The 20,052-nt window shown below is 63.2% G+C and carries 24 protein-coding genes; 6 read left to right on the top strand and 18 right to left on the bottom strand.

Going from position 1 to position 20,052, the window contains the following annotated elements; translation table 11 throughout:
• Nucleotides 1–231: 231 nt before the first annotated feature.
• The 15 genes from osmF to NKJ78_RS01640 all read right to left on the bottom strand — a co-directional run bounded on the left by osmF (nucleotide 232) and on the right by NKJ78_RS01640 (nucleotide 12,472).
• The gene (gene osmF / locus NKJ78_RS01705; protein WP_023689505.1) at nucleotides 232–1,143 is read right to left on the bottom strand and encodes a glycine betaine ABC transporter substrate-binding protein OsmF; all 912 of its coding nucleotides are present in this window, start codon (nucleotides 1,141–1,143) and stop codon (nucleotides 232–234) included.
• Between the two features lie 178 nt (nucleotides 1,144–1,321).
• The gene (locus NKJ78_RS01700; RefSeq protein ID WP_023739310.1) at nucleotides 1,322–2,539 is read right to left on the bottom strand and encodes an MFS transporter; all 1,218 of its coding nucleotides are present in this window, start codon (nucleotides 2,537–2,539) and stop codon (nucleotides 1,322–1,324) included.
• Entirely contained in the window at nucleotides 2,536–3,036 is a 501-nt protein-coding gene (gene nusB / locus NKJ78_RS01695; protein ID WP_023682390.1) for a transcription antitermination factor NusB, read from the bottom strand. The genes NKJ78_RS01700 and nusB overlap by 4 nt, the downstream gene beginning before the upstream one ends.
• Nucleotides 3,033–3,527, bottom strand: coding sequence for a 6,7-dimethyl-8-ribityllumazine synthase (gene ribH / locus NKJ78_RS01690; protein WP_023682391.1), 495 nt, complete (start codon nucleotides 3,525–3,527; stop codon nucleotides 3,033–3,035). The genes nusB and ribH overlap by 4 nt, the downstream gene beginning before the upstream one ends.
• A gap of 81 nt (nucleotides 3,528–3,608) precedes the next feature.
• Nucleotides 3,609–3,719, bottom strand: a complete 111-nt coding sequence (locus tag NKJ78_RS30775; RefSeq protein WP_488492023.1) for a hypothetical protein — start codon at nucleotides 3,717–3,719, stop codon at nucleotides 3,609–3,611.
• 50 nt (nucleotides 3,720–3,769) lie between these two features.
• On the bottom strand, nucleotides 3,770–4,387 hold the full coding sequence (locus tag NKJ78_RS01685; RefSeq protein WP_023739308.1) for a riboflavin synthase: 618 nt from the start codon (nucleotides 4,385–4,387) through the stop codon (nucleotides 3,770–3,772).
• Nucleotides 4,388–4,399: 12 nt separating this feature from the next.
• Entirely contained in the window at nucleotides 4,400–5,530 is a 1,131-nt protein-coding gene (gene ribD / locus NKJ78_RS01680) for a bifunctional diaminohydroxyphosphoribosylaminopyrimidine deaminase/5-amino-6-(5-phosphoribosylamino)uracil reductase RibD (protein WP_352460116.1), read from the bottom strand.
• 2 nt (nucleotides 5,531–5,532) lie between these two features.
• On the bottom strand, nucleotides 5,533–6,027 hold the full coding sequence (gene nrdR, locus NKJ78_RS01675; protein WP_023669351.1) for a transcriptional regulator NrdR: 495 nt from the start codon (nucleotides 6,025–6,027) through the stop codon (nucleotides 5,533–5,535).
• Between the two features lie 138 nt (nucleotides 6,028–6,165).
• Nucleotides 6,166–6,750, bottom strand: a complete 585-nt coding sequence (locus NKJ78_RS01670; RefSeq protein WP_023819340.1) for a hypothetical protein — start codon at nucleotides 6,748–6,750, stop codon at nucleotides 6,166–6,168.
• An 80-nt stretch (nucleotides 6,751–6,830) separates the two neighbouring features.
• Nucleotides 6,831–8,144, bottom strand: coding sequence for a serine hydroxymethyltransferase (gene glyA, locus NKJ78_RS01665; protein WP_023669349.1), 1,314 nt, complete (start codon nucleotides 8,142–8,144; stop codon nucleotides 6,831–6,833).
• A 171-nt stretch (nucleotides 8,145–8,315) separates the two neighbouring features.
• On the bottom strand, nucleotides 8,316–8,462 hold the full coding sequence (locus tag NKJ78_RS01660) for a hypothetical protein (protein ID WP_023705070.1): 147 nt from the start codon (nucleotides 8,460–8,462) through the stop codon (nucleotides 8,316–8,318).
• 203 nt (nucleotides 8,463–8,665) lie between these two features.
• A complete protein-coding gene (locus NKJ78_RS01655) occupies nucleotides 8,666–9,919 on the bottom strand; it encodes a L,D-transpeptidase family protein (protein WP_023693255.1) in 1,254 nt (417 codons plus the stop codon).
• Between the two features lie 377 nt (nucleotides 9,920–10,296).
• Nucleotides 10,297–10,812: a transcriptional regulator LdtR gene (gene ldtR, locus NKJ78_RS01650; RefSeq protein ID WP_023672997.1), complete on the bottom strand. Its 516-nt coding sequence runs from the start codon at nucleotides 10,810–10,812 to the stop codon at nucleotides 10,297–10,299.
• A gap of 203 nt (nucleotides 10,813–11,015) precedes the next feature.
• On the bottom strand, nucleotides 11,016–11,438 hold the full coding sequence (locus tag NKJ78_RS01645) for a DUF6163 family protein (RefSeq protein WP_023705073.1): 423 nt from the start codon (nucleotides 11,436–11,438) through the stop codon (nucleotides 11,016–11,018).
• Nucleotides 11,435–12,472 (bottom strand): enoyl-CoA hydratase/isomerase family protein, encoded by a 1,038-nt coding sequence (locus tag NKJ78_RS01640; RefSeq protein WP_352460115.1) that lies wholly within the window; start codon nucleotides 12,470–12,472, stop codon nucleotides 11,435–11,437. The genes NKJ78_RS01645 and NKJ78_RS01640 overlap by 4 nt, the downstream gene beginning before the upstream one ends.
• A 179-nt stretch (nucleotides 12,473–12,651) precedes the next feature.
• Between NKJ78_RS01640 and NKJ78_RS01635 the strand changes: the two genes are divergently transcribed.
• Entirely contained in the window at nucleotides 12,652–13,158 is a 507-nt protein-coding gene (locus NKJ78_RS01635) for a pyridoxamine 5'-phosphate oxidase family protein (protein ID WP_352460114.1), read from the top strand.
• Nucleotides 13,159–13,246: 88 nt separating this feature from the next.
• Entirely contained in the window at nucleotides 13,247–14,302 is a 1,056-nt protein-coding gene (hemB, locus tag NKJ78_RS01630; RefSeq protein WP_352460113.1) for a porphobilinogen synthase, read from the top strand.
• Between the two features lie 34 nt (nucleotides 14,303–14,336).
• Here hemB and NKJ78_RS01625 read toward each other — a convergent pair whose 3' ends face one another.
• Complete coding sequence (locus NKJ78_RS01625) at nucleotides 14,337–14,663, bottom strand: DUF1330 domain-containing protein (protein WP_352460112.1); 327 nt, start codon at nucleotides 14,661–14,663, stop codon at nucleotides 14,337–14,339.
• 177 nt (nucleotides 14,664–14,840) lie between these two features.
• On the opposite strand from NKJ78_RS01625, the gene NKJ78_RS01620 reads away from it, so the two are divergent.
• Together NKJ78_RS01620 and NKJ78_RS01615 are read left to right on the top strand one after the other, a co-directional pair.
• Complete coding sequence (locus NKJ78_RS01620; RefSeq protein ID WP_023697455.1) at nucleotides 14,841–15,536, top strand: winged helix-turn-helix transcriptional regulator; 696 nt, start codon at nucleotides 14,841–14,843, stop codon at nucleotides 15,534–15,536.
• A 109-nt stretch (nucleotides 15,537–15,645) separates the two neighbouring features.
• Nucleotides 15,646–16,290, top strand: coding sequence for a dihydrofolate reductase family protein (locus NKJ78_RS01615; protein ID WP_352460111.1), 645 nt, complete (start codon nucleotides 15,646–15,648; stop codon nucleotides 16,288–16,290).
• Between the two features lie 187 nt (nucleotides 16,291–16,477).
• On the opposite strand, the gene ppk2 is transcribed toward NKJ78_RS01615, so the two are convergent.
• Nucleotides 16,478–17,398 carry a polyphosphate kinase 2 gene (gene ppk2, locus NKJ78_RS01610; RefSeq protein ID WP_352460110.1) on the bottom strand — a complete coding sequence of 307 codons (921 nt, stop codon included), beginning with the start codon at nucleotides 17,396–17,398 and terminating at the stop codon, nucleotides 16,478–16,480.
• A 244-nt stretch (nucleotides 17,399–17,642) separates the two neighbouring features.
• On the opposite strand from ppk2, the gene NKJ78_RS01605 reads away from it, so the two are divergent.
• Nucleotides 17,643–18,686: an aldo/keto reductase gene (locus NKJ78_RS01605; protein WP_352562330.1), complete on the top strand. Its 1,044-nt coding sequence runs from the start codon at nucleotides 17,643–17,645 to the stop codon at nucleotides 18,684–18,686.
• 20 nt (nucleotides 18,687–18,706) lie between these two features.
• Here the strand turns inward: NKJ78_RS01605 and NKJ78_RS01600 are convergent, their stop codons facing one another.
• Nucleotides 18,707–19,678 carry a glycosyl transferase family 90 gene (locus tag NKJ78_RS01600; RefSeq protein ID WP_023742858.1) on the bottom strand — a complete coding sequence of 324 codons (972 nt, stop codon included), beginning with the start codon at nucleotides 19,676–19,678 and terminating at the stop codon, nucleotides 18,707–18,709.
• Nucleotides 19,679–19,855: 177 nt separating this feature from the next.
• On the opposite strand from NKJ78_RS01600, the gene NKJ78_RS01595 reads away from it, so the two are divergent.
• Nucleotides 19,856–20,014 carry a hypothetical protein gene (locus NKJ78_RS01595; RefSeq protein WP_023673009.1) on the top strand — a complete coding sequence of 53 codons (159 nt, stop codon included), beginning with the start codon at nucleotides 19,856–19,858 and terminating at the stop codon, nucleotides 20,012–20,014.
• Nucleotides 20,015–20,052 lie beyond the last annotated feature (38 nt).

Here is a 20,052-nt window from a genome sequence, read left to right as displayed (position 1 = left end):
CCTTGCGGGGGAGATGGCCGGCAGGCCAGAGGGGGGTGTGAAGGATCGTCAGCTTTCGAGCGTCGGCCTGTTCGGAAGCAACCCTGTCGAGGCACGCACCTGCTACCGGTTGTGAGGTCGGCGGGACAGCACCCCCCTCTATCCTGCCGGACATCTCCCCCGCAAGGGAGGAGATCAGCAGCTTCCAGAGAGGGGTGTCTCGCACCAGCGTCACGATCAGCTATGCGCTGACTACTTCAAAAACCCGTTCTTCTTCAAAAAGTCCTCGGCGACACCCTTGACCGGCTCGCCGCCGACCTGGACGCGGCCGTTGAGTTCCTGCAGCGTGACGAGGTCGAGCTTGGCGAACACCGGCTTCAACAGCGTCTCGATCTCCGGATGCTCTTTCAGCACCGCTTCGCGGATGATCGGCGCCGGCTGGTAGACCGGCTGCACGCCCTTGTCGTCGGCGAGCACGACCAGGCCGGACGGCGCGATGCCGCCGTCGGTGCCGTAGACCATGGCGGCGTTGGCGCCGTTGGTCTGGTTGGCGGCAGCACCGATTGTCGCGGCGGTGTCGCCGCCCGAAAGCGTGATCAACTGCTCCGGCTTCAGCGTGAAGCCGTAAGTGGTCTGGAACGCCGGCAGGGCTGCCGCCGAATTGACGAACTCAGCCGACGCCGCCAAAACCACCGTGCCGCCGCCGGCGACGTATTTGCCGAAGTCGGTCAGGGTCGCCAGCTTGTTGGTCTCGGCAACCTCCTTGCGCAGCGCGATCGCCCAGGTGTTGTTGGCCGGTGACGGCGACAGCCAGACGATCTTGTTGGCATCATAGTCGAGCTTCTTGGCGGTCTCATAGGCCTTGGCGGCATCCTTCCAGACCGGATCGTCGGCCTTCTCGAAGAAGAAAGCGGCATTGCCGGTGTACTCGGGATAGATGTCGATCTCGCCGGCAGTGATCGCCTTGCGTACGACCGGCGTGCCGCCGAGCTGGATGCGGTCGGTGGTCTTGATGTTGTTGGCGTTGAGCACAAGCTGGATGATGTTGCCGAGCACGCCGCCCTCGGTGTCGATCTTCGAGGAGACGACCACCTGGGCATTGGCGGAGGCGGCCGTGATGCCGAGCGCCAACGCCGCCCCGGCCAGAATCTTGACTGAAAACATTGTGAAAACCCCTTGCTTTGGACCGAAATGCGGTGGCCGCATATGAGCATGGCTCCAACGCCCCGTCGGGGCACACGGTTTCATAACAATGGGTACAGACGCAATAATTTTGTGCGGTCGCCGCGATTTCGGCCGACGCCATGCTGACAGGTCGTGCCAAGCCAAAGATAGAACCGGATCAGGCGCGGGCTTTGCGTGATCCGGTCAGTTTGAGCGCGCCAAGGGCGACGAAGCAGAGGGCGACGACCGGGAAAACCAGCCAGTTCAGCATCTCCCAGCCCCACGCATTGTAGATGGCGCCCGACATTAGCGAGGCGAAGGCGACGGAGCCGAACAGGACGAAGTCGTGGAAGCCCTGCACCTTGCTCTTTTCGGACGGATGGTAGCTGTCGGCGACCATGGAGGTGGCGCCGATAAAGGCAAAATTCCAGCCGAGGCCAAGCAGGATCAGCGCCGTCCAGAACTGCCACAAATGCAGGCCGGACAATGCCACCGCGGCGCAGCCGACGAGCAGGACCAGGCCGGTTGCGACGATGCGTTCGGCGCTGAAGCGATGGATCAGCGATCCGGTGAAGAAGCTCGGCGCAAACATCGCCATCACATGCCAGGAAATGCCGAGCGTGGCGTCGTCCGTCGACAGGCCGCAGCCGACCATGGCCAGCGGCGCGCCGGTCATGACGAAACTCATCAGCGCATAGCTGCCGACGGCGCAAAACAGTGCCGCGACGAAACGCGGCCGGGTGACGATCTCGGACAGCGGCCGGGCGTCGCTTGACGCGACTTGCGCGTGGCCGGGAGCCTTGGCCGGGATGCGCAGGAATGACAGGATGATGGCGCCGGCCGCCGCCAGAACCGGAATGGCCACGAACGAGCCGGCAAACATCACCGGCGCCAGCAATTCGCGGGTGAAGATGACGATCTGCGGCCCGAGAATCGCGGTGATGACGCCGCCGGCCAGCACGAAGGAAATGGCGCGCGCCTTGAATTCGGGCGGAGCATTATCGGCGGCGGCGAAGCGGAACTGCTGGACGAAGGCGCCGCCGACGCCGATCACCAGCAGCGCGAAAGCGAACAGCCAGAAGCTGGCGTGGAACAGAGCCAACGTGGAGATGACGCCGCCAAGCGCGGTGACGATGGTGCCGGTCATGAAACCGCCGCGCTGGCCGAGCCAACGGATGATGGCCGCGGCCGGCAACGCGCCGAGCGCCACGCCGATGTTGAAGCCGGTGATTGGCGCCGTTGCCAGCGACTTATCGGGGCCAAGCAGATATTGCCCGGCCAGCCCGCCCATGGAAATGGCAATCGGCGCGGCCGAACCGATAATCGCCTGCGACGTCGCCAGGATGATCGCCGTGCGGCGCGCGTCCCGTGCTGCGCCGGCGACGGTGCCGGTCACAATGCGTCCTTGCCGCGCCCCTCGCCCCGCACCCGGCGCGACACACGGTCGAGCACGGCGTTGGTCAGCTTCGGCTCGTCTTCCTCGTAGAAGGCCTTGGCGATGTCGACATATTCCGAAACGATGACGGCCACCGGCACGTCGTCGCGCTTCATCAGTTCGTAGACGCCAGCGCGCAGGATGGCGCGCAACGTCGAATCGAGTCTGGACAGCGGCCAGTCTTCCGTCAGCGCCTGGCGTATGATCGGATCGATGGTCGTCTGGTTCTCGACGACGCCGGCCAGGATGGCGCGGAACCACTGCGCGTCGGCCTCGCGATAAAGCGCGCCGTCGACTTCCTTGCCGAGCCGGAACGCCTCGTATTCGGCGGTGATCTCGAAGACGCCGCTGCCGGCCACGTCCATCTGGTAAAGCGCCTGCACGGCGGCCAGACGGGCGGCGCCACGCTTGTTGGCGTGGCGTATCGCGGGCTGGCCGGGCGAAGCGGGTTCGCTCACGATTGCGCTCCCAGCTTCTCTTTGAGCGCGATCATGGTCAGCGCCGCGCGCGCGGCAAAGCCGCCCTTGTCACCCTCCGAGCGCTTGGCGCGCGTCCAGGCCTGCGCGTCGTTCTCGGTGGTCAGGATGCCGTTGCCGATCGCAATCGCTTCCTGGACCGAGAGATCCATCAGCGCGCGACTCGATTCATTGGCGACGATGTCGAAATGATAAGTGTCGCCGCGGATGATGGTGCCGAGCGCGACAAAACCATCATAGTCCTTGCCGCCCTCGCCCATGCCGTCGAGCGCAAAAGTGATCACGGCTGGAATTTCCAGCGAACCGGGAACGGTGACGACGTCATAGGTCGCGCTAGCTTCGTCGAGCGCGCTCGTCGCGCCGTCGAGCAGCGCGTCGGCAAGATCGTCATGAAAGCGCGCCTCGATGATCAGAAGGTGGGCCTTCTTCTTCGGGCGAATGAACGCTTTGCCGTGTTGGGATGTGCCAGCCATAAATGTCTCCGGGGGTAGCCGGTGACTTAGGCCGAAGCCGGTTTGATCGCAAGCGGAAGATTGCTGGAGGCGAAGCCTGGCCTAGCGCGTCTTTGGGCTGGGCGTCGGCAGCGGGCACTCGCTGCAGAGGCTTTCAGCCCAGACGAGAACAGCTTCGTGATCCACTACACGACCCCCGTCTACATCGGCCATTGCTTCGCGCGTAAGCCGCTTTTTCTGTTCGATTGTGAGTCTTGCGGCCATCAAAGCCCCTCTTTCGCCGCCTCGACTAGGCGCGCGGCGTAGCGGGCCATGGTGTCGATCTCGAGGTTGACCTTGTCGCCGACCTTGCGCTCGCCCCAAGTGGTCACGGTCAGCGAATGATGGATCAAAAGCACGTCGAAACGGGTGCCCTCGACCTTGTTGACGGTAAGCGAGGTGCCATCAAGTGCGACCGAGCCTTTTGGCGCGATGAATCTCGCCAGTTCGCGCGGCGCCTCCAGCGTAAAGCGCACCGCATCGCCCTCGTCCTTGCGTTCGACGATTTCGGCCATGCCATCGACATGGCCGGAGACGATGTGGCCGCCGAGCTCGTCGCCGATCTTCAGCGCCCGCTCCAGATTGACCCTGGTGCCTGATTTCCAGCCCGACGCCGCGGTCAACCTCAGTGCCTCTTCCCAGGCTTCGACCTCGAACCAGCGGGCGTTCGAGCCATCGTCGGGCAAAGCCGTGACCGTCAGGCAGACGCCGCCGCAAGAGATCGAGGCGCCAATGGCGATGGTCGCGGGATCATAGGCAGTGTCGATGCGCAGGCCGACACCTTCGCTCAGCGGCTTGACGGCCGCGACGGTGCCGATATCCGTGACAATTCCGGTAAACATCGATGCTGATCCCTAGAGGTCCCTTATCCATTCCGCATAGACATCTTCCCCGAAGCGCATCTCGCGCAATTTGCGGAAGCCTGCCGGGATATGGTTGGCGTCGATGGGCGATGCAATGCCGCCCTCGCCGATCGCTTCCGGTCCCTGGAACAGCACGATGCGGTCGACCAATCCCTCGGCGAGGAAGGCGCTGGCCACCTTGGCGCCGCCTTCGACCAGAACGCTGGCCATGCCGAGCGCGCCGAGATCCTCGAGCAGTTCCGGCAAGGCAATGCCGCCTTCATGGGTTTCGGTGCCGATGAAGCGCACACCGGCACGCTCCAGCACCGACCGCCGCAGCGGGTCGGCCTCCAGACTCGCGGCGATATAGAGCGGCACCCGGTCGATGCCGGAGACCAGCTTCGAGGCTTCGGGCAGCCTGATCTGGCGGTCGAGCACGATGCGCGCCGGCGAGCGGTTCTCCAGCCCCGGCAGCCGCACGGTGAGCGCCGGATCATCCTCCAGCGCCGTGCCGATGCCGACCAGGATGCCATCGGCTTCGGCGCGCATCAGATAGACTTCGCGGCGGGCGACATCGCCGGTGATCGCGACCTGGCCGGCGCCATGCCTGCCGATCTTGCCGTCGCTGGAAAGCGCAAGCTTCAGAGTCACTTCCGGACGCTTTTTCAGGGATCGAATCAAATAGCCGGCCATCTGCTCGGCGGCTTCCTCAACCAGCACCTTTTCGACCACTTCGATGCCGGCGGCGCGCAGGATGGCATAGCCCTTGCCGGAGACGCGCGGATCGGGATCGCTGGCGGCGCCGACGACCCGCGCCACTCCGGCATTGACCAGCGCGTTGGCGCAAGGCGGGGTGCGGCCATGGTGGGCGCAGGGCTCCAGCGTGACATAGGCCGTGGCGCCGCGCGCCAACTCGCCGGCTTCAGCCAACGCCTCGGTCTCGGCATGCGGCCGGCCGCCGACGGCGGTGACGCCGGTGCCGACGATCGTCGGCCCGGCGCCATCGTCGCGAACGATGATGGTGCCGACGGAAGGGTTGGTCGACGTGCGGCCGGCATTTCTGCGCGAGAGCCTCAGCGCTGCGGCCATGAAGCGGCGATCGAGGGCCTGCTGATCGGCCTTCCCTGACGTTTGGCTTGCCATGCTCAGCCGGCGTCCTCTTCGCTCTTCAGCTCGTCGCCTTTGAGTTCGTCACCTTTGAGCTCACCCAGCACATCATGGAAATCCTTGGCCTCGCGGAAATTGCGATAGACAGAGGCGAAGCGGACATAGGCGACGTCGTCGAGCGACTTCAGCGCTTCCATGACGAGCCGGCCGACCTCGCCCGAGGCGATTTCAGTCTCGCCGGAGCTTTCGAGCTGGCGCACGATGCCGGTGACGGCGCGGTCGATGCGCTCGGGATCGACATTGCGCTTGCGCACCGCGATCTCCACCGAACGCAAGAGCTTGTCGCGGTCGAACGGCACCTTTCTGCCGGACTTCTTCACCACCACGAGGTCGCGCAACTGGACGCGCTCGAAGGTGGTGAAACGGCCACCGCAATCGGGACAGACGCGCCGCCGGCGGATCGCCGCGCCATCCTCGGCGGGGCGCGAATCCTTCACCTGCGTATCTTCGGACTGGCAATAGGGACAGCGCATGGAGAGCCTTCAGGTTGGCGATTCTGGCGGAACGATAGGCTTAGAGGTTTTTGCCGGGACGGCAAAGGTTCGGCAACGGCCGCTCGCGCCCTCAGAGATAGCGAGGCGGGAGGAAAATTGCCAGCCGCGCCAGATAGGTCAGGGCGCGACGTCCTTGGTCGGGAAGCCGCAGGACGTTCCGAGGTTGCGGTAGGCCTTGGTGAAGCCATCCATCGGGATGCTGGCGACAGCCTGCTTGCCGAACGTCACATCGAGCGAGATGACCTGGCGCATGGCCCGCAGCAAAGCGAGACTGGTCTTGACCTGGTTGTCGACGGTCCAGCTCGGGCGGCCGGCATCATTGGAATAGACGGTCGCGGAAACCTTGACGCCGGGGTCGCCAAAGGTCGCGGCGATCTTCTTGCCGGTCGGCAGGTCCTTGTTGGCGATCGTGAACATGATCGCCGGATAGGCATCGGGCGGCAGGGCGTCGCCAGTCGAGATCGAAAGCGTCAGCGTGCCGGCATTGCCGTTGCCGTCGAGAAAGGCCGTGGAGGCCGCACAGGTCTTGTGCGAATCCTGGCCGGTGTCGAGCGCATCAATGATGGTGGTCCACCTGCGAAAGGTGTTGGTGCCCGGGATATCCGTGCCCGGCTGCGTCTGCTCCTGGGCGATCGCGCCCGACACGGCGACAGCGGCAAGCGAGCCGAGAAAGGCCAGAACGGCAGGATGGAACATGCGCATCGTCAGATCTCCAACAGGCCGCGCCGCCCGGACAGCAAGCGGCGCAGAGCGCGGGATAAAAGACGAAGCGCCGCTGGTGGTCAACCGAGATAGGGATAGAGCGGGAAACGATCGGTCAGCGCCACGACCTTTGCCTTCACCGCCGCCTCGACCGCCGCATTGCCTTCGTCGGAATTGGCGACCTTCAGCCCGTCCAGCACTTCGGCGATCAGCTTGCCGATCTCGCGGAACTCGGCCTGGCCGAAGCCGCGCGTGGTGCCGGCCGGCGTGCCCAGACGCACGCCAGAGGTGACGAAAGGCTTTTCCGGATCGAACGGGATGCCGTTCTTGTTGCAGGTGATGTTGGCGCGCCCGAGCGCTGCCTCGGCGCGCTTGCCGGTGGCGTTCTTGGGCCTGAGATCGACCAGCATCAGATGGTTGTCTGTGCCGCCGGAGACGATGTCGAGGCCGGTTTCCTTGAGGCTCGACGCCAGCGCCTTCGCGTTGGCGGCGACACTCTCGGCATAGAGTTTGAAGCTCGGCTTCAGCGCCTCGCCGAAGGCGACCGCCTTGGCGGCGATGACATGCATCAGCGGCCCGCCCTGCAGGCCGGGGAAAACCGCCGAGTTCATCTTCTTGGCGATGTCCTCGTCATTGCACAGGATCATGCCGCCGCGCGGGCCGCGCAACGATTTGTGCGTGGTCGTGGTCACGACATGGGCGTGCGGCAGCGGTGACGGATGCACGCCGCCGGCAACCAGGCCGGCGATATGGGCCATGTCGACCATCAGATAGGCGCCGACCGCATCGGCGATCTCGCGAAAGCGCTTCCAGTCCCAGATGCGCGAATAGGCGGTGCCGCCGGCCAGGATCAGCTTCGGCTTGGTCTCATGCGCGGTCTTTTCGATCGCGTCCATGTCGAGCAGATGGTCGTCCTTGCGCACGCCGTAGGAAACGACCTTGAACCATTTGCCGCTCATGTTGACGGGCGAGCCGTGCGTCAGGTGGCCGCCGGAATTCAGGTCGAGGCCCATGAAGGTGTCGCCGGGCTGCAAGAGCGCCAGGAAGACCGCCTGGTTCATCTGGCTGCCGGAATTCGGCTGGACATTGGCGAAGTTGCAGCCGAACAGCTTTTTGGCGCGCTCGATGGCGAGTTCCTCGGCGACGTCGACGAACTGGCAGCCGCCATAATAGCGCTTGCCCGGATAACCCTCGGCGTATTTGTTGGTCATGATCGAGCCCTGCGCCTCGAGCACGGCGCGCGAAACGATGTTTTCCGAGGCGATCAGCTCGATCTCGTGACGCTGGCGGCCAAGCTCGTTGCGGATCGAGCCGAAGATCTCCGGATCGGCATCTTCCAGCGTGGTTTCGAAGAAGGATTCGAACTTGTTCGACGCTGCCGCTGCAGTTGCCATGGCCTGAAATCCTTCGGTTCGGGGCATTTATCTATGCATATCGTTGCCCCGAAACCGCTGCACGGTTCCGGGCGACATGCATTGCCGCGCCATTAACACAGTTGTTTTCGCCTCGCCACGTTTGCAGCGCGAAATTTGCTGGCCGGATTGCGCCAGAGCGGCCCTGTACCGCTATTTTCGCTCCTGCCGCCCCTGCAGCAAGGCTTCGGTGAGCGTGATCTCGGTAAACAGCGCCCGCGCCGTATGGTCGTTGATCGCGCCGCTGCTTAACATGTCGCGCACGGCGATGCGCTCGGCCTCGATGCCGGCAGGCCGCATTTCGAGCTCCAGCCGCCCGGCTTCGCGGGCCTCTGCCCGGGCGTCGTCGGCCTCGTCCGAAGTGGCGATCGGGCGCCGGTAGCCGGCGACGATGTTTTCGGCGGCGGCAAGCCTGGCGCATGGCCGGCGCCACCAGCCCCGCCTCGTGGGACTTCGAACGGAAAGGCCACTTGCGGTGGCCTTTCCTGACTGAGATCAGCCGCTTAAAGCGAAGAGGTGATCTGCAGTTCGCTGGCGCCATCGAGCGCGTAGACGTCGTCGCGGAACTGCACGACTCCCGAACCCGTCGACCAGGCCGACACATAGAGGAAGTGGACCGGGACCGGGTTGACGACCTGCACCGGCGTGTTCTCGCCGGTCTTGATGGTCGCCTCGAAATGCTGGCGGTCCCAGCCGGGTGTGTCGCGCAGGATCCATGTGACGAGGTCGCGCACGTTCTGGACACGCACGCAGCCCGAGGAATCGAAGCGCATCATCTTGCCGAACAGGCTCTGCTGCGGCGTGTCGTGCATGTAGACGCCGTCGGGGCTGGGGAAGTTGATCTTGACCGAAGCCATGGCGTTGCCGGAGCCCGGATCCTGGCGGAAGCGGTATTTTGCGGCATCGTCCGTCGACCAGTCGACAGTCATCGGATCGACTTCGCTGCCATCCGGCGCAAACAGGCGGATGTGGCTGTCCTTGAGATAGTCGGGGTTCTTCCGCATCAGCGGAATGATGTCCTTGCGCACGATCGAGACCGGCGCGTTCCAGTAAGGATTGACGATGATCTCGTTGATCTTGGAATTGACCACCGGGGTCTGGCGGTCGATCTTGCCGACGATTGCGGTGTGGCGCAGCACGACGCGATCGTTTTCGACCGCCTCGATCTGTGCCGCCGGGATATCGACCAGCACATAACGGCTGCCCAGCGTGCCGGCCTTTTCGCGCAGGCGCTCCAGATTGGTCTGCAGCTGACCGAGGCGGATCTGCGCCGAAACGTTCATCGCGGCATAGGTGTATTTGCCCATGGCGCCGTCGGCCGGCAGGCCATGGCGCGCCTGGAAGCGCTTGACCGCGGCGTCGACATAGGAATCGAACGACGTCGAAATGCCGGCGCTCTGCGCCAGGTCGCCCGAAACCATCAGCCGCTTGCGCAGCGGCACCACGTCCGGATCGTCGACGCCAAGCTGCAGCTTCTTTGTCGCCGGCACCTCGCCCCAGCCGCCCTGGGCGACGATGTTCTGATACTGCGCCACAGCCTGTTCGGTGAAGGCGACCGTCTGTAGGCTGAAGATCGGCAGCGTCGAGGCGACCTTGCCGCCTTCGGAGGCGCGGGCGTCGAACTGGTCGTCCCAATTGCCACGGTTCGAAGACTTCAGGATGTCGTCGATGACATCCTGCGCGCTGGCGGCATTGGCAACCATGGCAACGGCGAGCGCTGAAGCTCCGGAAAGGAAAAAGCGGCGGCTGGTTCTCATGGACGTTCCAGACATTCTTGTCGTGTTGGCTTGTAGCGTTTGGCTGTTGCAGCGTTCGGCTACGTGCTCGATTTTGGGCGATATCGCCCGCACTTTAAAGTTGGCATTGTTAAGAATTAGCCAACCATGACCTGCGTCACCTGGCCGTAAAAACCGGACGGCGATGCGACCTTACAGGCGCGCGAACAGCTTTCGCCGCCGCATACCCACACCCCTCGCTTCCACCGCGAATATGGCGGCAACGTGGCTTTGCGCCGAATTTGGAACGCCGGCGGCCCGAAAAGAAAAGGCCGGTGCTTTTCGGCACCGGCCTGTTGGCTGAGACTTTCCTCCGGCCGCGCTTCTTCCGGCGCAGCTGCTATTCAATGGCCCGCTGATTACATCCGGTAGGCGATGGTGTCGTTCCAGAAGCGGTCGAGGCGCTGCAGCGCGCGGTTCATCTGCTTGAACTCTTCGCTGTTGATGCCGCCGACCTGTTCGATCGAGCCGACATGGCGCTCATAGAGACCGGCGACGACTTCCGCCACTTCATTGCCCTTCGGCGTCAGCGAAACGCGGACCGAACGGCGGTCGATGCGCGAGCGCTGGTGGTTGATGAAGCCGAGATCGACCAGCTTCTTCAGATTGTAGGAGACGTTCGAGCCGAGATAGTAGCCACGCGAGCGCAGCTCGCCGGCGGTCAGTTCGGAATTGCCGATATTGAACAGAAGCAGCGCCTGGATGGCATTGATGTCGGAACGGCCGTTGCGGTCGAACTCGTCCTTGATCACGTCAAGCAGACGGCGATGCAAACGCTCCACCAGCTGAAGCGATTCCATGTAAAGCGAACGGATAGCCTCGCGGCGATCGTCGGATACGTTGGCGGTCTTCGCCGCCGGACGCGAATTGATCATTGTCTTTGCCTCTCGTTTGTCGCCCTGGTGATTTTTTGTTTTTCACCTTGATTGCGACACTATCGAATACTCATAAAATTCGACTTAAACGCTAGGGCTAACAAGAGCTTACCGGTAATAGGTTTCGCAAGACGCTTAACGAACGGTCACCCGAGCAAGGATAATTAACCTAAAGATTTAGCCAATGGCTGCGGGGCGGCGTTTCAGGGGCGCGCAGGGCGCTTGCGCATCCAGATAACGACGCGGAAGGCGATGTAGAGCAGCGCGACCGCGGCATGCGACAAGACGATCAGCGGCCGGTGGCCGTACAGATCGGGGAAGCCGGCATACATGATGGTCTCTGTGACAGCACAGATGAACCAGATCACCGGGCCCCACGACGCCAGCATCCAGAGGCCGGCGGCGGCGAAGGGGAAGAACACGGCCAGCATCACCGCCACAACCTGCCAGTGCACCGGCATCAGGTCGAAGCGCCACAGCGGGCCGGGATAAAAACCGATCAGCCGGATCCAGTACAGGATGCCGAACAGCAGGCAATAGCCCGCAATGACGCGCTGGAACCAGGCGAAGATGATCTCGACGCCCGAGGGCTGCAGCACGATGCGCCGCGACGTGACCTCGCTCACAGTTCGAGCTCCCGTTCGAGCGGCGCGAAATAGGCGTCCACCGAAGCAGCGTCGACCTCGGCCAGGCTTGCCGGCCGCCACTGCGGCGTCGAACCCTTGTCGACGAGGACGGCGCGGATGCCTTCATAGAAGTCGTGCCCGGCCAGCATGCGGTTGAGGATGCGGAACTCCATCTTCATGCAGGCCTCCATCGACAGCGTCAGCCCGGCGCTGATCTGGCGCCAGGCGACATTGAGGCTGGTGGGCGAGCGGGTGCGGATGGTGGCCAGCGTCTTGGCGGCAAACTCGTCGGCGCCGGCCGCCCGCTCCAGGCTATCGAGGATTTCGGCGAGCGAGGGTTGGGAAAAATGCCGGGCAATGGCTTCCAGCACCGGCTGGCCGGTCTCGCGCCTGGCCGGCACGAAAAAGCCGCGCAGCACCGATTCCGGATCGCCATTGGCGCAGAGCCGGTCAAGAAAGGCAGCCTGGTCAGCGGCCTTGATGGTGTGGGTGGCCAGGCCAGACCACAGCGCATCGCCATAGCGAATGCGGTTGCCGGTCAGCGCCAGATACATGCCGAAGCTGCCGCCAAGGTCGGGCAGAAGATGGCTGCCGCCGACATCGGGGAAGAAACCGATGCCGACTTCGGGCATGGCGAACTGGGCGTTCTCGGTCAGCACGCGCTGCGAGCCGTGGAACGAGATGCCGACGCCGCCGCCCATCACGATCCCGTCGATCAGCGCGACATAGGGCTTTTTGTAACTGTTGATGCGGGCGTTGAGCCGGTATTCGTCGGCGAAGAACCCGACCGGCGGCTTCACGGCGCGGGCCTCGTAGACGTGCATGATGTCGCCGCCGGCGCAAAACGCCCTGCCCTCGGCCTTGACGATGACGACATCGACGCCGGTATCGCGTTCAAAAGCGTCGAGCGCCTTGTCCAGCGCCTTGATCATGCGATGTGTCAGCGCATTGAGCGCCTGCGGCCGCGTCAGCGTGACGACGCCTGCCTTGCCCAACCGTTCGAAGCGGATCTCGTCGCCGCCGCCAAAATCCATCGTCAGAGAATCCCTCCCCGCGCCTGCGGGACTGAAGTGCTAAAGGTGGCGCATGGGTGCGTCAACCGGCGGGCGCGGTTTGGATTTTCGCAAGGCAACGCGACCGTGCTTTGCCCCCGGCAGAAATGCGCGCAAAATTGCCGGGCAAAACAGCCTTTCTTCTGATGCAGGGACAACGCATGACGCTTGAAACCGCAGCGCCGAGCCATGGCTGGGGGATGCCGAAAAAGTTCGACCCGGATGATGTTCTCAGCCGCCCGCTGATGGCCAATCTGGCGACCGTGACCGCTGACGGCGCGCCGCGCAACGCGCCGATATGGTTCATCTGGGAGGACGCTGCGATCTGGCTGCTCGGCTCGACCGGGGCAAGTGCTGTCAAACACCTCGAACGTGACCCGCGCTGCGCCGTGGAGATCGTCCATTTCGACAATGAGGCCGGCATCCTGCTGCATCTCGGCCTGCGCGGCTCCGCCACCATCGAGCCGATGGCGCCGAACCGCTTCAAACGGCTGCTGCACAAATATCTCGGCCCGGAGGCGACCTGGAACCGCTGGTTCATCGACAATGTCGCCGACATCGGCCATCCGGACGGGCGCCTGATCCGGCTTGCCCCGAAGAGCATCTTCACCAACAATGTGTCGTTCTTCAAAACCGGCCCCGAGCTGGCGTGGCCGCCGAAGCCGTAAGCCGCGCGTTATCGACTGGCACAATCGTGTCGCATTGGTCAGCGGCAAGGCCTCGTGGTAAAAGCCGCCCCGACCCGGAGTTTTTGCGATGAACAAATTCACCCCCGCGACGAGCAACAAATTCGCACCGGCAAAGCCCGCCGGTGCGCGCAGCGTCGACGAGATCACCGGCAGCCGCCGCTTGCGGCGCATGCGCAAGGCCGACTGGTCGCGCCGCCTGGTGCAGGAAAACCGGCTTACGGTGAACGATCTGATCTGGCCGATCTTCGTGATCGACGGCAAGAACACGCGCGAGCCGATCGCCGCCATGCCCGGCGTCTTCCGCCTGTCGCTGGACCTCGCCGTCAAGGAGGCCGAGCGGGCCGCTAAGCTCGGCATTCCGGCGATCGCCACCTTCCCCAATGTTGAACTCAGCCTGCGCGACCTGACGGGATCGCACATCCTCGACCCGGAAAACATCGTCAACCGCGCCACCCGCGCCATCAAGGACGCGGTGCCGGAGATCGGCATCATCACCGATGCCGCGCTCGATCCGTTCACCTCGCACGGCCATGACGGCATCTTGCGCGACGGCATCATCGTCAATGACGAGACGGTGGAACAGGTGACCGCCGCGGCCGTCATCCAGGCGGCGGCCGGCGCCGACATCATCGCGCCGTCCGACATGATGGACGGCCGCATCGGCGCCATTCGCGACGCGCTCGACGCCAATGGTTTTCAGGATGTGGCGATCATGTCCTATGCGACGAAATTCGCATCCGCCTTCTATGGCCCCTATCGCGAGGCGGTGGGCACTGCCGGCCTGCTCAAGGGCGACAAGAAGACCTATTATCTCGACCACGCCAATTCCGACGAAGCGGTACGCGAGGCCGAGCAGGACCTCGCCGAGGGCGCCGACATGCTGATGGTCAAGCCTGGCCTGCCCTATCTCGACATTATCCGACGGCTGAAGGATGAGTTCCAGATGCCGACCTTCGCCTACCAGGTTTCGGGCGAATATTCGATGATCAAGGCGGCGGCCGCCAATGGCTGGATCGACGGCGAAAAGGCGATGCTGGAATCGCTGCTCGCCTTCAAGCGCGCCGGCTGTGACGGCATCCTGACTTACTTCGCGCCGGAAGTGGCGCAAATGCTGAAGGGTTAGCCGGAACCCTGATACACCGGGTTCCGGCTTTTCCTCACGCCTTCGGCAAATAAGGGATCGTTCCAGCGAGATCGGTATCGTCGATCAGCTGGAAGCGGCTGTCGCTGCCCTTCTGGCGCTCCGCCACAAACGGGGCGTATTGCGGGTCGTTGGTGAAGGCCTCGGCTGCCATTGCCGATGGAAACGCCATGATGGCGATCAGGCTGGTGTCGAGCGGATTGCCTTCTAGCGTCTTCACATTGCCGCTGCGGGCGAGATACTTGCCGCCATGCTTGTGCACGAGGTCGTGCACCGAAGCGGCATAGGCCGGCACCCATTTGTCGTCCTTCACCTTGATGTCTGCGATCACGTAAGCGGTCATTGTCCAACTCCTCATGGATCGGCACCGGACTGCCCGGTGACGTGACCGCTGCCTCGCATGGGGGTGCCGGAGTGCTCCAGTCACCGAACTGTACCGGGGGGTGCCAGTACAGCTTCTGTACTGGCTGATCTCGGGTTTTCTGAATAAGGTCCGGCAACATCTTTTGGAGGTCACCACATGACACAAGCCGGATACAAGCAATTCTGCCCGCTCTCCATGGCGGCGGAGCTGTTGTGCACACGCTGGACCATGGTGCTGTTGCGCGAACTGGTGGCGGGATCGACCCGCTTCAACGATCTGCGCCGCGGCGTGCCGAAAATGTCGCCAACCCTTCTGTCGCAACGGCTTAGGGATCTCGAAGCGGGAGGTATCGTCGAGCGGACCGAGATCGCGACCGAGAAGGGCGTGTTCGAATACCGGCTGACCGAGGCCGGCCGGGATTTGCGCCCGGTTGTCGAGGCGATGGGCTTCTGGGGCCAGAAATGGGTCGAGGCCAGGCTGTCGCTCAAAAACCTCGATCCGTCGCTGCTGATGTGGGACATGCGGCGCAATCTGAACCCCAGTCCGCTGCCGGACGGGCGCACCGTGATACAATTCCTGTACCATGACCTGCCGGCGTCAAAACGATCGTGGTGGCTGATCGTCGAAAAGCAGGGCGAGGTCGATCTTTGCTGGTACGATCCGGGCTTCGACGTCGATCTCTACGTCTCGACCGATCTGTGCACCATGACCTCGATCTGGATGGGGCTGACGACAGTTCACAAGGAACGCGACAAGATCAGCCTGACCGGCGATCTCGACGTCGCCGGCAAGATGCAGATCTGGCTTGGGCTCAGCCCGTTTGCGGTGATGCCGAAGCGCGTGGCGGCTTGAGGTCCCTGCGCATTCCACAGATCGGCTTGCCTCTAAAAATACTAGTTGCAAGATGCAATCAGCTTGAATACTGATTGCAAATTACAACTGGTTATTGAAGGGAGTCTCCATGTCCATACTTCGCGTCAATGCCTTCACCTTGTCGTTCGACGGTTTCGGCGCCGGTCCTGACCAGGACCTCAAAAATCCGCTTGGGGTTGGCGGCGAAGATTTGCACAAATGGATGACCGGCACCCGCACCTTCCAGGAGATGGTCGGCAAGAATGGCGGCAGCACCGATGTGGACGACCGGTTCACCGTCCGCAGCTTCGACAATGTCGGCGCCTGGATCCTCGGCCGCAACATGTTCGGCCCTATCCGCGGCCAATGGCCGGACGAGAGCTGGAAAGGCTGGTGGGGTGACAACCCGCCTTATCATGTGCCGACCTTCGTGCTGACCCATCACAAGCGCGACCCCATTGTGATGGAAGGCGGCACCATTTTCCACTTCGTCACCGGCGGCATCCACGCCGCGCTCGAACAAGCAAAGGCTGCGGCCGGCGGCAAGGATGTCCGCGTCGGCGGCGGCGTTTCCACCATCCGGCAATATCTACAAGAGAAGCTCATCGACGAGTTGCATCTGGCGGTGTCGCCGGTGTTGCTCGGGAGGGGCGAGAGCCTGTTTGCCGGGCTGGATATGCTGAAGCTGGGTTACCAGTGCACCGAGCAGGTGGCGACAGCGCTCGCCACGCATGTGACGATCAAGCGGGTGTAGTGGCGAAGTGAAGGCGCAGGCTTCTTTCTCCCCGTTTTGCGGGGAGAAATGCCCGGCAGGCAATGAGGGGCAGCGCTGCTTTTGGAGGTTAGCAGCGTCCGACGGCTGTGAATTCGTCGATGCCGGCGCTGCCCTCATCCGCCCTTCAGGCACCTTCTCCCCATGAAACGGGGAGAAGGAAAAGTGCTCAATACTTCTCCGGCACGTAAAGCTCGCGCGGCAGGACCTGGCGCTCGTACTCCGGATTGAACACCCGCTCTGGCAGCGTGATCTCTTCGTGCGGCACCTCCTCGTAGGGCAGTTGCTTGAGCAGGTGATCGATGCAGTTCAGCCGCGCCCGCTTCTTGTCGTTGCCTTCGACGATGTACCACGGTGCCTCTGGGATGTTGGTGCGGGCAAACGTCTCTTCCTTGGCCTTGGTGTACTGCTCCCAGCGCACGCGCGACTGCAGGTCCATCGGCGACAGCTTCCACTGCTTCATCGGATCGTGGATGCGCATCATGAAGCGCATCTGCTGTTCCTCGTCGGTGATCGAGAACCAGTATTTGACCAGCGTGACGCCGGAGCGGACCAGCATGCGCTCGAACTCCGGCACATCGCGGAAGAACTCTTCGACCTGATCGGGTTCGGCAAAGCCCATCACCCGCTCGACGCCGGAGCGGTTGTACCAGGAGCGGTCGAACAGCACGATCTCGCCGCCGGCCGGCAGATGCGGCACGTAGCGCTGGAAATACCATTGTGACTTTTCGCGCTCGGTCGGCGCCGGCAGCGCCACGACGCGGCAGATGCGCGGGTTGAGGCGCTGGGTGATTCGCTTGATGACGCCGCCCTTGCCGGCGGAATCACGGCCCTCGAAAACCACCACCAGCTTCTTCTTGTGGTAGGCAACCCAGGACTGCAGCTTGATCAGTTCCGACTGCAAGCCGATCAGGTCGCGGAAATACTGCATGCGATCGATCGACGGCGGATGCGCGTTCTTGTAGATCTTGGCGATCTCCAACGACAGCGCCGGCTCCGAGATTTCCAGCTCATAGTCCTCGTCGAGCGTGTCGGCGAGTTCGGCTTCCAGCCAATCCCTGGCCGCAGAATTCTGCTTTAGTTCATTCATTTCCACTGCTCCGCTTGCCGGCTGACATGAAACCCTGAGCCGACTTGATATAGGCCGGCAATGACGGTTTTATTGCAAGCCGCCGGCCAGCCGGTCTTCACTGCAAAGCAGCGAGGCATTGCCGATCCAGCGCCCTGGCATGGCGACAAGCCGCTCAAATTGTCCTACAAATAGCGGACCCGTTCGGGCTTCCCCGCCCTTTCCTGCTAAAACCGCCTCCCCACCAAAACTACGAGGATCAGACATGGAATACCGCACGCTTGGCCGTTCCGGCTTGAAAGTTTCGGCGCTGACCTTGGGAACCATGACCTTCGGCGGCAGCGGGCCGTTCGCTGCCGTCGGCAATTCCGATCTCGCGGAGGCCTCGCGCATCATCGACACTTGCATCGATGCCGGCATCAATCTCATCGACACCGCCAATGTCTATTCCAACGGTCTGTCGGAAGAGATCATCGGCGAGGCGCTCGGCGGCAAGCGCAAGAACGACGTGCTGATCGCCTCCAAAGCGCGCATGCGGATCGGCAAGGGCCCCAATGACGAAGGCCTGTCGCGCCATCATCTGATCCGCGAATGCGAGAAGAGCCTGAAGCGCCTCAGGACCGATGTCATCGACATCTATTTCCTGCACGAATGGGACGGCGCGACGCCGCTCGAGGAAACCATCTCCGCGCTCGACACGCTGGTTGCCCAGGGCAAGATCCGCTATGTCGGCTGCTCCAACTATTCCGGCTGGCAGGTCATGAAGGCGCTCGGCATCAGCGACAGCCAGCACCAGCCGCGTTTCGTCACCCAGCAGATCCACTACACGCTGGAAGCACGCGAGGCCGAGTATGAGCTCTTGCCGATCTCGGTCGACCAGGGCCTTGGCGTGCTGGTGTGGAGCCCGCTCGCCGGCGGCCTGCTGTCGGGCAAATACCGCCGCGACAGTCCGACGGCGCGCCAGATCGGCGGCTGGTCGGAACCGCCGATCCGCGACGAGGGCCGGCTGTGGCGGATCGTCGACGTGCTGGTCGACATCGGCGCCACTCGCGGCGTCTCGGCGGCCCAGGTGGCGCTGGCCTGGCTGCTTGGCCGGCCGGCCGTCAGTTCGCTGGTGATTGGCGCACGCAACGAGGCCCAGTTGAAAGAAAATCTCGCCGCGGCAAGCCTGACGCTGTCCTTTGATGAACGCCAGCGTCTCGATGCCGTCAGCCGGCCGCCGGTGCTCTATCCCTACTGGCACCAGCAGTTTACGGCGAAGGACCGCTTCGGCCCGGCCGATCTGGTTATGGACCGCAGCGTCATCTGACTTAAGGGCGCCGGAAGCCGCTAGCCCGCGATAAACCGCCAGACCTGCGGATCGGGCTCGATCTGGCCGCTGAGCACGAAATATTTGTAGAGCACGAGCAGGCAGATCGCCTGCTCGGCCCGCTCGTCGGCGAATTTGCGGCAATAGGCGTTGGCCGCCGCAACGATGCGCTGGGCCTCGGCCGGATGCTGCTCGAGATGATGCACCCGCTCGGCCAGATCGCTGAAGTCGGGCGCCAGCGGCACATAATGGACATCGGGCTCGAGCTGCCCCTCGGCGAACCAGGTCTCGTAAGTCGGCGGCGGCATCAGGCAGAGCGAGTTCGAGCTCATGATCCATTTCAGATTGGTCGCGACATCATTGCCTTCGAGCGAGATGATGTAGCGGTAGCGGCGCTGCTGATCGATGCTGAGATAGGGCTTGCGGTATTCCGCAGGTGCTGTCGCCCTCGGCGTGCCGACATCGCAGAACGGCAGATTGCGGGCTGCGTCCAGCAACAGCGTGCGGATCGGATTGTTGAGTTCGCCGCGCCAAACGACGAGCGGATGCTTGTCGGCGAAGGCGACATCGTCGGCCGGCATGTAGAAATGACGGAACTTGTTCAGCTTGAATAGGACGCCGTTGCCGTTGTCGCCGGCTATCGGCCGGTCCTTGACGATCGACGGCATCTTCGGCACTTCGATGACGTCGCCGAATTCCAGGTCGATGCGCAGACCTGGGTCGAAATAACGGGTGAACTCCTTCAGATCGTAATAGTACATGCTGCGGTCCGACGGCAGCCGGCTGACCGGCACGGCCTCGGGGCTGGGGCTAAAAGGCTCCCGCAGCGTGTTGTAGTAATTGAGCCGCTGGCGGACCGATGCGTCGGAAAGCCTGGCCTGATCGAGCAGCCGGCCGAGCCGGCGCCGGAAAAGAACCGGCGGCGCGATGTCGCGCATGGCGTTGCGCGCATAGTAGATCAGCTTCTGTGCGTTTCTTTGAAGCGTGGCCATCGGTCGTTTGATTCGAAATCGGTCGGCGGCGGCTCCAGCAACTGTCCCGCAGCCTTTTCTAAACCATTGTGTTCGCCATCACGCAAGTCCAGAACCGCTGGCATCTGCCCTCGCGGCGCTGTTGTGTTTGCCGGCCAATGCTTCTAGGCAGGATCAGGCACAGCGAAAGGAAACGATATGGCTCGACCACCGAATTACGGTCAGGAACGCAAAGAGCGCGACCGGCAGAAGGCCGCCAAGAAGGCGGAGAAGCTCGCCGCCAAGGTCGCGGCCAAGGAGCGCGCCGAGCCTGAGAACGAGGCAAGTTCGAAAACCGACACCGAGACAGAAAAATAGGCAAGACAGGATCACCGGCCCACGAAACGGGCCGGATC

The sequence above is a fragment of the Mesorhizobium sp. M0037 genome (genome assembly GCF_040323635.1).
In the GTDB taxonomy this organism is placed as follows: Bacteria; Pseudomonadota; Alphaproteobacteria; order Rhizobiales; family Rhizobiaceae; genus Mesorhizobium.
The sequence above is the reverse complement of the archived record's forward strand: the minus strand, read 5'-3'. Positions and strand labels throughout refer to the sequence as shown.

What these genes read in the sequence shown, in the direction of transcription:
- NKJ78_RS01620 (WP_023697455.1), top strand. Translation starts at nt 14,841, where the DNA reads ATGACACAAGCCGGATACAAGCAATTCTGCCCGCTCTCCATGGCGGCG.
- NKJ78_RS01635 (WP_352460114.1), top strand. Translation starts at nt 12,652, where the DNA reads ATGACGCTTGAAACCGCAGCGCCGAGCCATGGCTGGGGGATGCCGAAA.
- ribH (WP_023682391.1), bottom strand. Translation starts at nt 3,527, where the DNA reads ATGGCTGGCACATCCCAACACGGCAAAGCGTTCATTCGCCCGAAGAAG.
- osmF (WP_023689505.1), bottom strand. Translation starts at nt 1,143, where the DNA reads ATGTTTTCAGTCAAGATTCTGGCCGGGGCGGCGTTGGCGCTCGGCATC.
- NKJ78_RS01685 (WP_023739308.1), bottom strand. Translation starts at nt 4,387, where the DNA reads ATGTTTACCGGAATTGTCACGGATATCGGCACCGTCGCGGCCGTCAAG.
- NKJ78_RS01595 (WP_023673009.1), top strand. Translation starts at nt 19,856, where the DNA reads ATGGCTCGACCACCGAATTACGGTCAGGAACGCAAAGAGCGCGACCGG.
- NKJ78_RS01625 (WP_352460112.1), bottom strand. Translation starts at nt 14,663, where the DNA reads ATGACCGCTTACGTGATCGCAGACATCAAGGTGAAGGACGACAAATGG.
- NKJ78_RS30775 (WP_488492023.1), bottom strand. Translation starts at nt 3,719, where the DNA reads ATGGCCGATGTAGACGGGGGTCGTGTAGTGGATCACGAAGCTGTTCTC.
- NKJ78_RS01615 (WP_352460111.1), top strand. Translation starts at nt 15,646, where the DNA reads ATGTCCATACTTCGCGTCAATGCCTTCACCTTGTCGTTCGACGGTTTC.
- NKJ78_RS01670 (WP_023819340.1), bottom strand. Translation starts at nt 6,750, where the DNA reads ATGCGCATGTTCCATCCTGCCGTTCTGGCCTTTCTCGGCTCGCTTGCC.
- ribD (WP_352460116.1), bottom strand. Translation starts at nt 5,530, where the DNA reads ATGGCAAGCCAAACGTCAGGGAAGGCCGATCAGCAGGCCCTCGATCGC.
- NKJ78_RS01600 (WP_023742858.1), bottom strand. Translation starts at nt 19,678, where the DNA reads ATGGCCACGCTTCAAAGAAACGCACAGAAGCTGATCTACTATGCGCGC.
- nrdR (WP_023669351.1), bottom strand. Translation starts at nt 6,027, where the DNA reads ATGCGCTGTCCCTATTGCCAGTCCGAAGATACGCAGGTGAAGGATTCG.
- NKJ78_RS01655 (WP_023693255.1), bottom strand. Translation starts at nt 9,919, where the DNA reads ATGAGAACCAGCCGCCGCTTTTTCCTTTCCGGAGCTTCAGCGCTCGCC.
- hemB (WP_352460113.1), top strand. Translation starts at nt 13,247, where the DNA reads ATGAACAAATTCACCCCCGCGACGAGCAACAAATTCGCACCGGCAAAG.
- NKJ78_RS01605 (WP_352562330.1), top strand. Translation starts at nt 17,643, where the DNA reads ATGGAATACCGCACGCTTGGCCGTTCCGGCTTGAAAGTTTCGGCGCTG.
- NKJ78_RS01660 (WP_023705070.1), bottom strand. Translation starts at nt 8,462, where the DNA reads ATGCGGCCTGCCGGCATCGAGGCCGAGCGCATCGCCGTGCGCGACATG.
- ldtR (WP_023672997.1), bottom strand. Translation starts at nt 10,812, where the DNA reads ATGATCAATTCGCGTCCGGCGGCGAAGACCGCCAACGTATCCGACGAT.
- glyA (WP_023669349.1), bottom strand. Translation starts at nt 8,144, where the DNA reads ATGGCAACTGCAGCGGCAGCGTCGAACAAGTTCGAATCCTTCTTCGAA.
- ppk2 (WP_352460110.1), bottom strand. Translation starts at nt 17,398, where the DNA reads ATGAATGAACTAAAGCAGAATTCTGCGGCCAGGGATTGGCTGGAAGCC.
- NKJ78_RS01640 (WP_352460115.1), bottom strand. Translation starts at nt 12,472, where the DNA reads ATGGATTTTGGCGGCGGCGACGAGATCCGCTTCGAACGGTTGGGCAAG.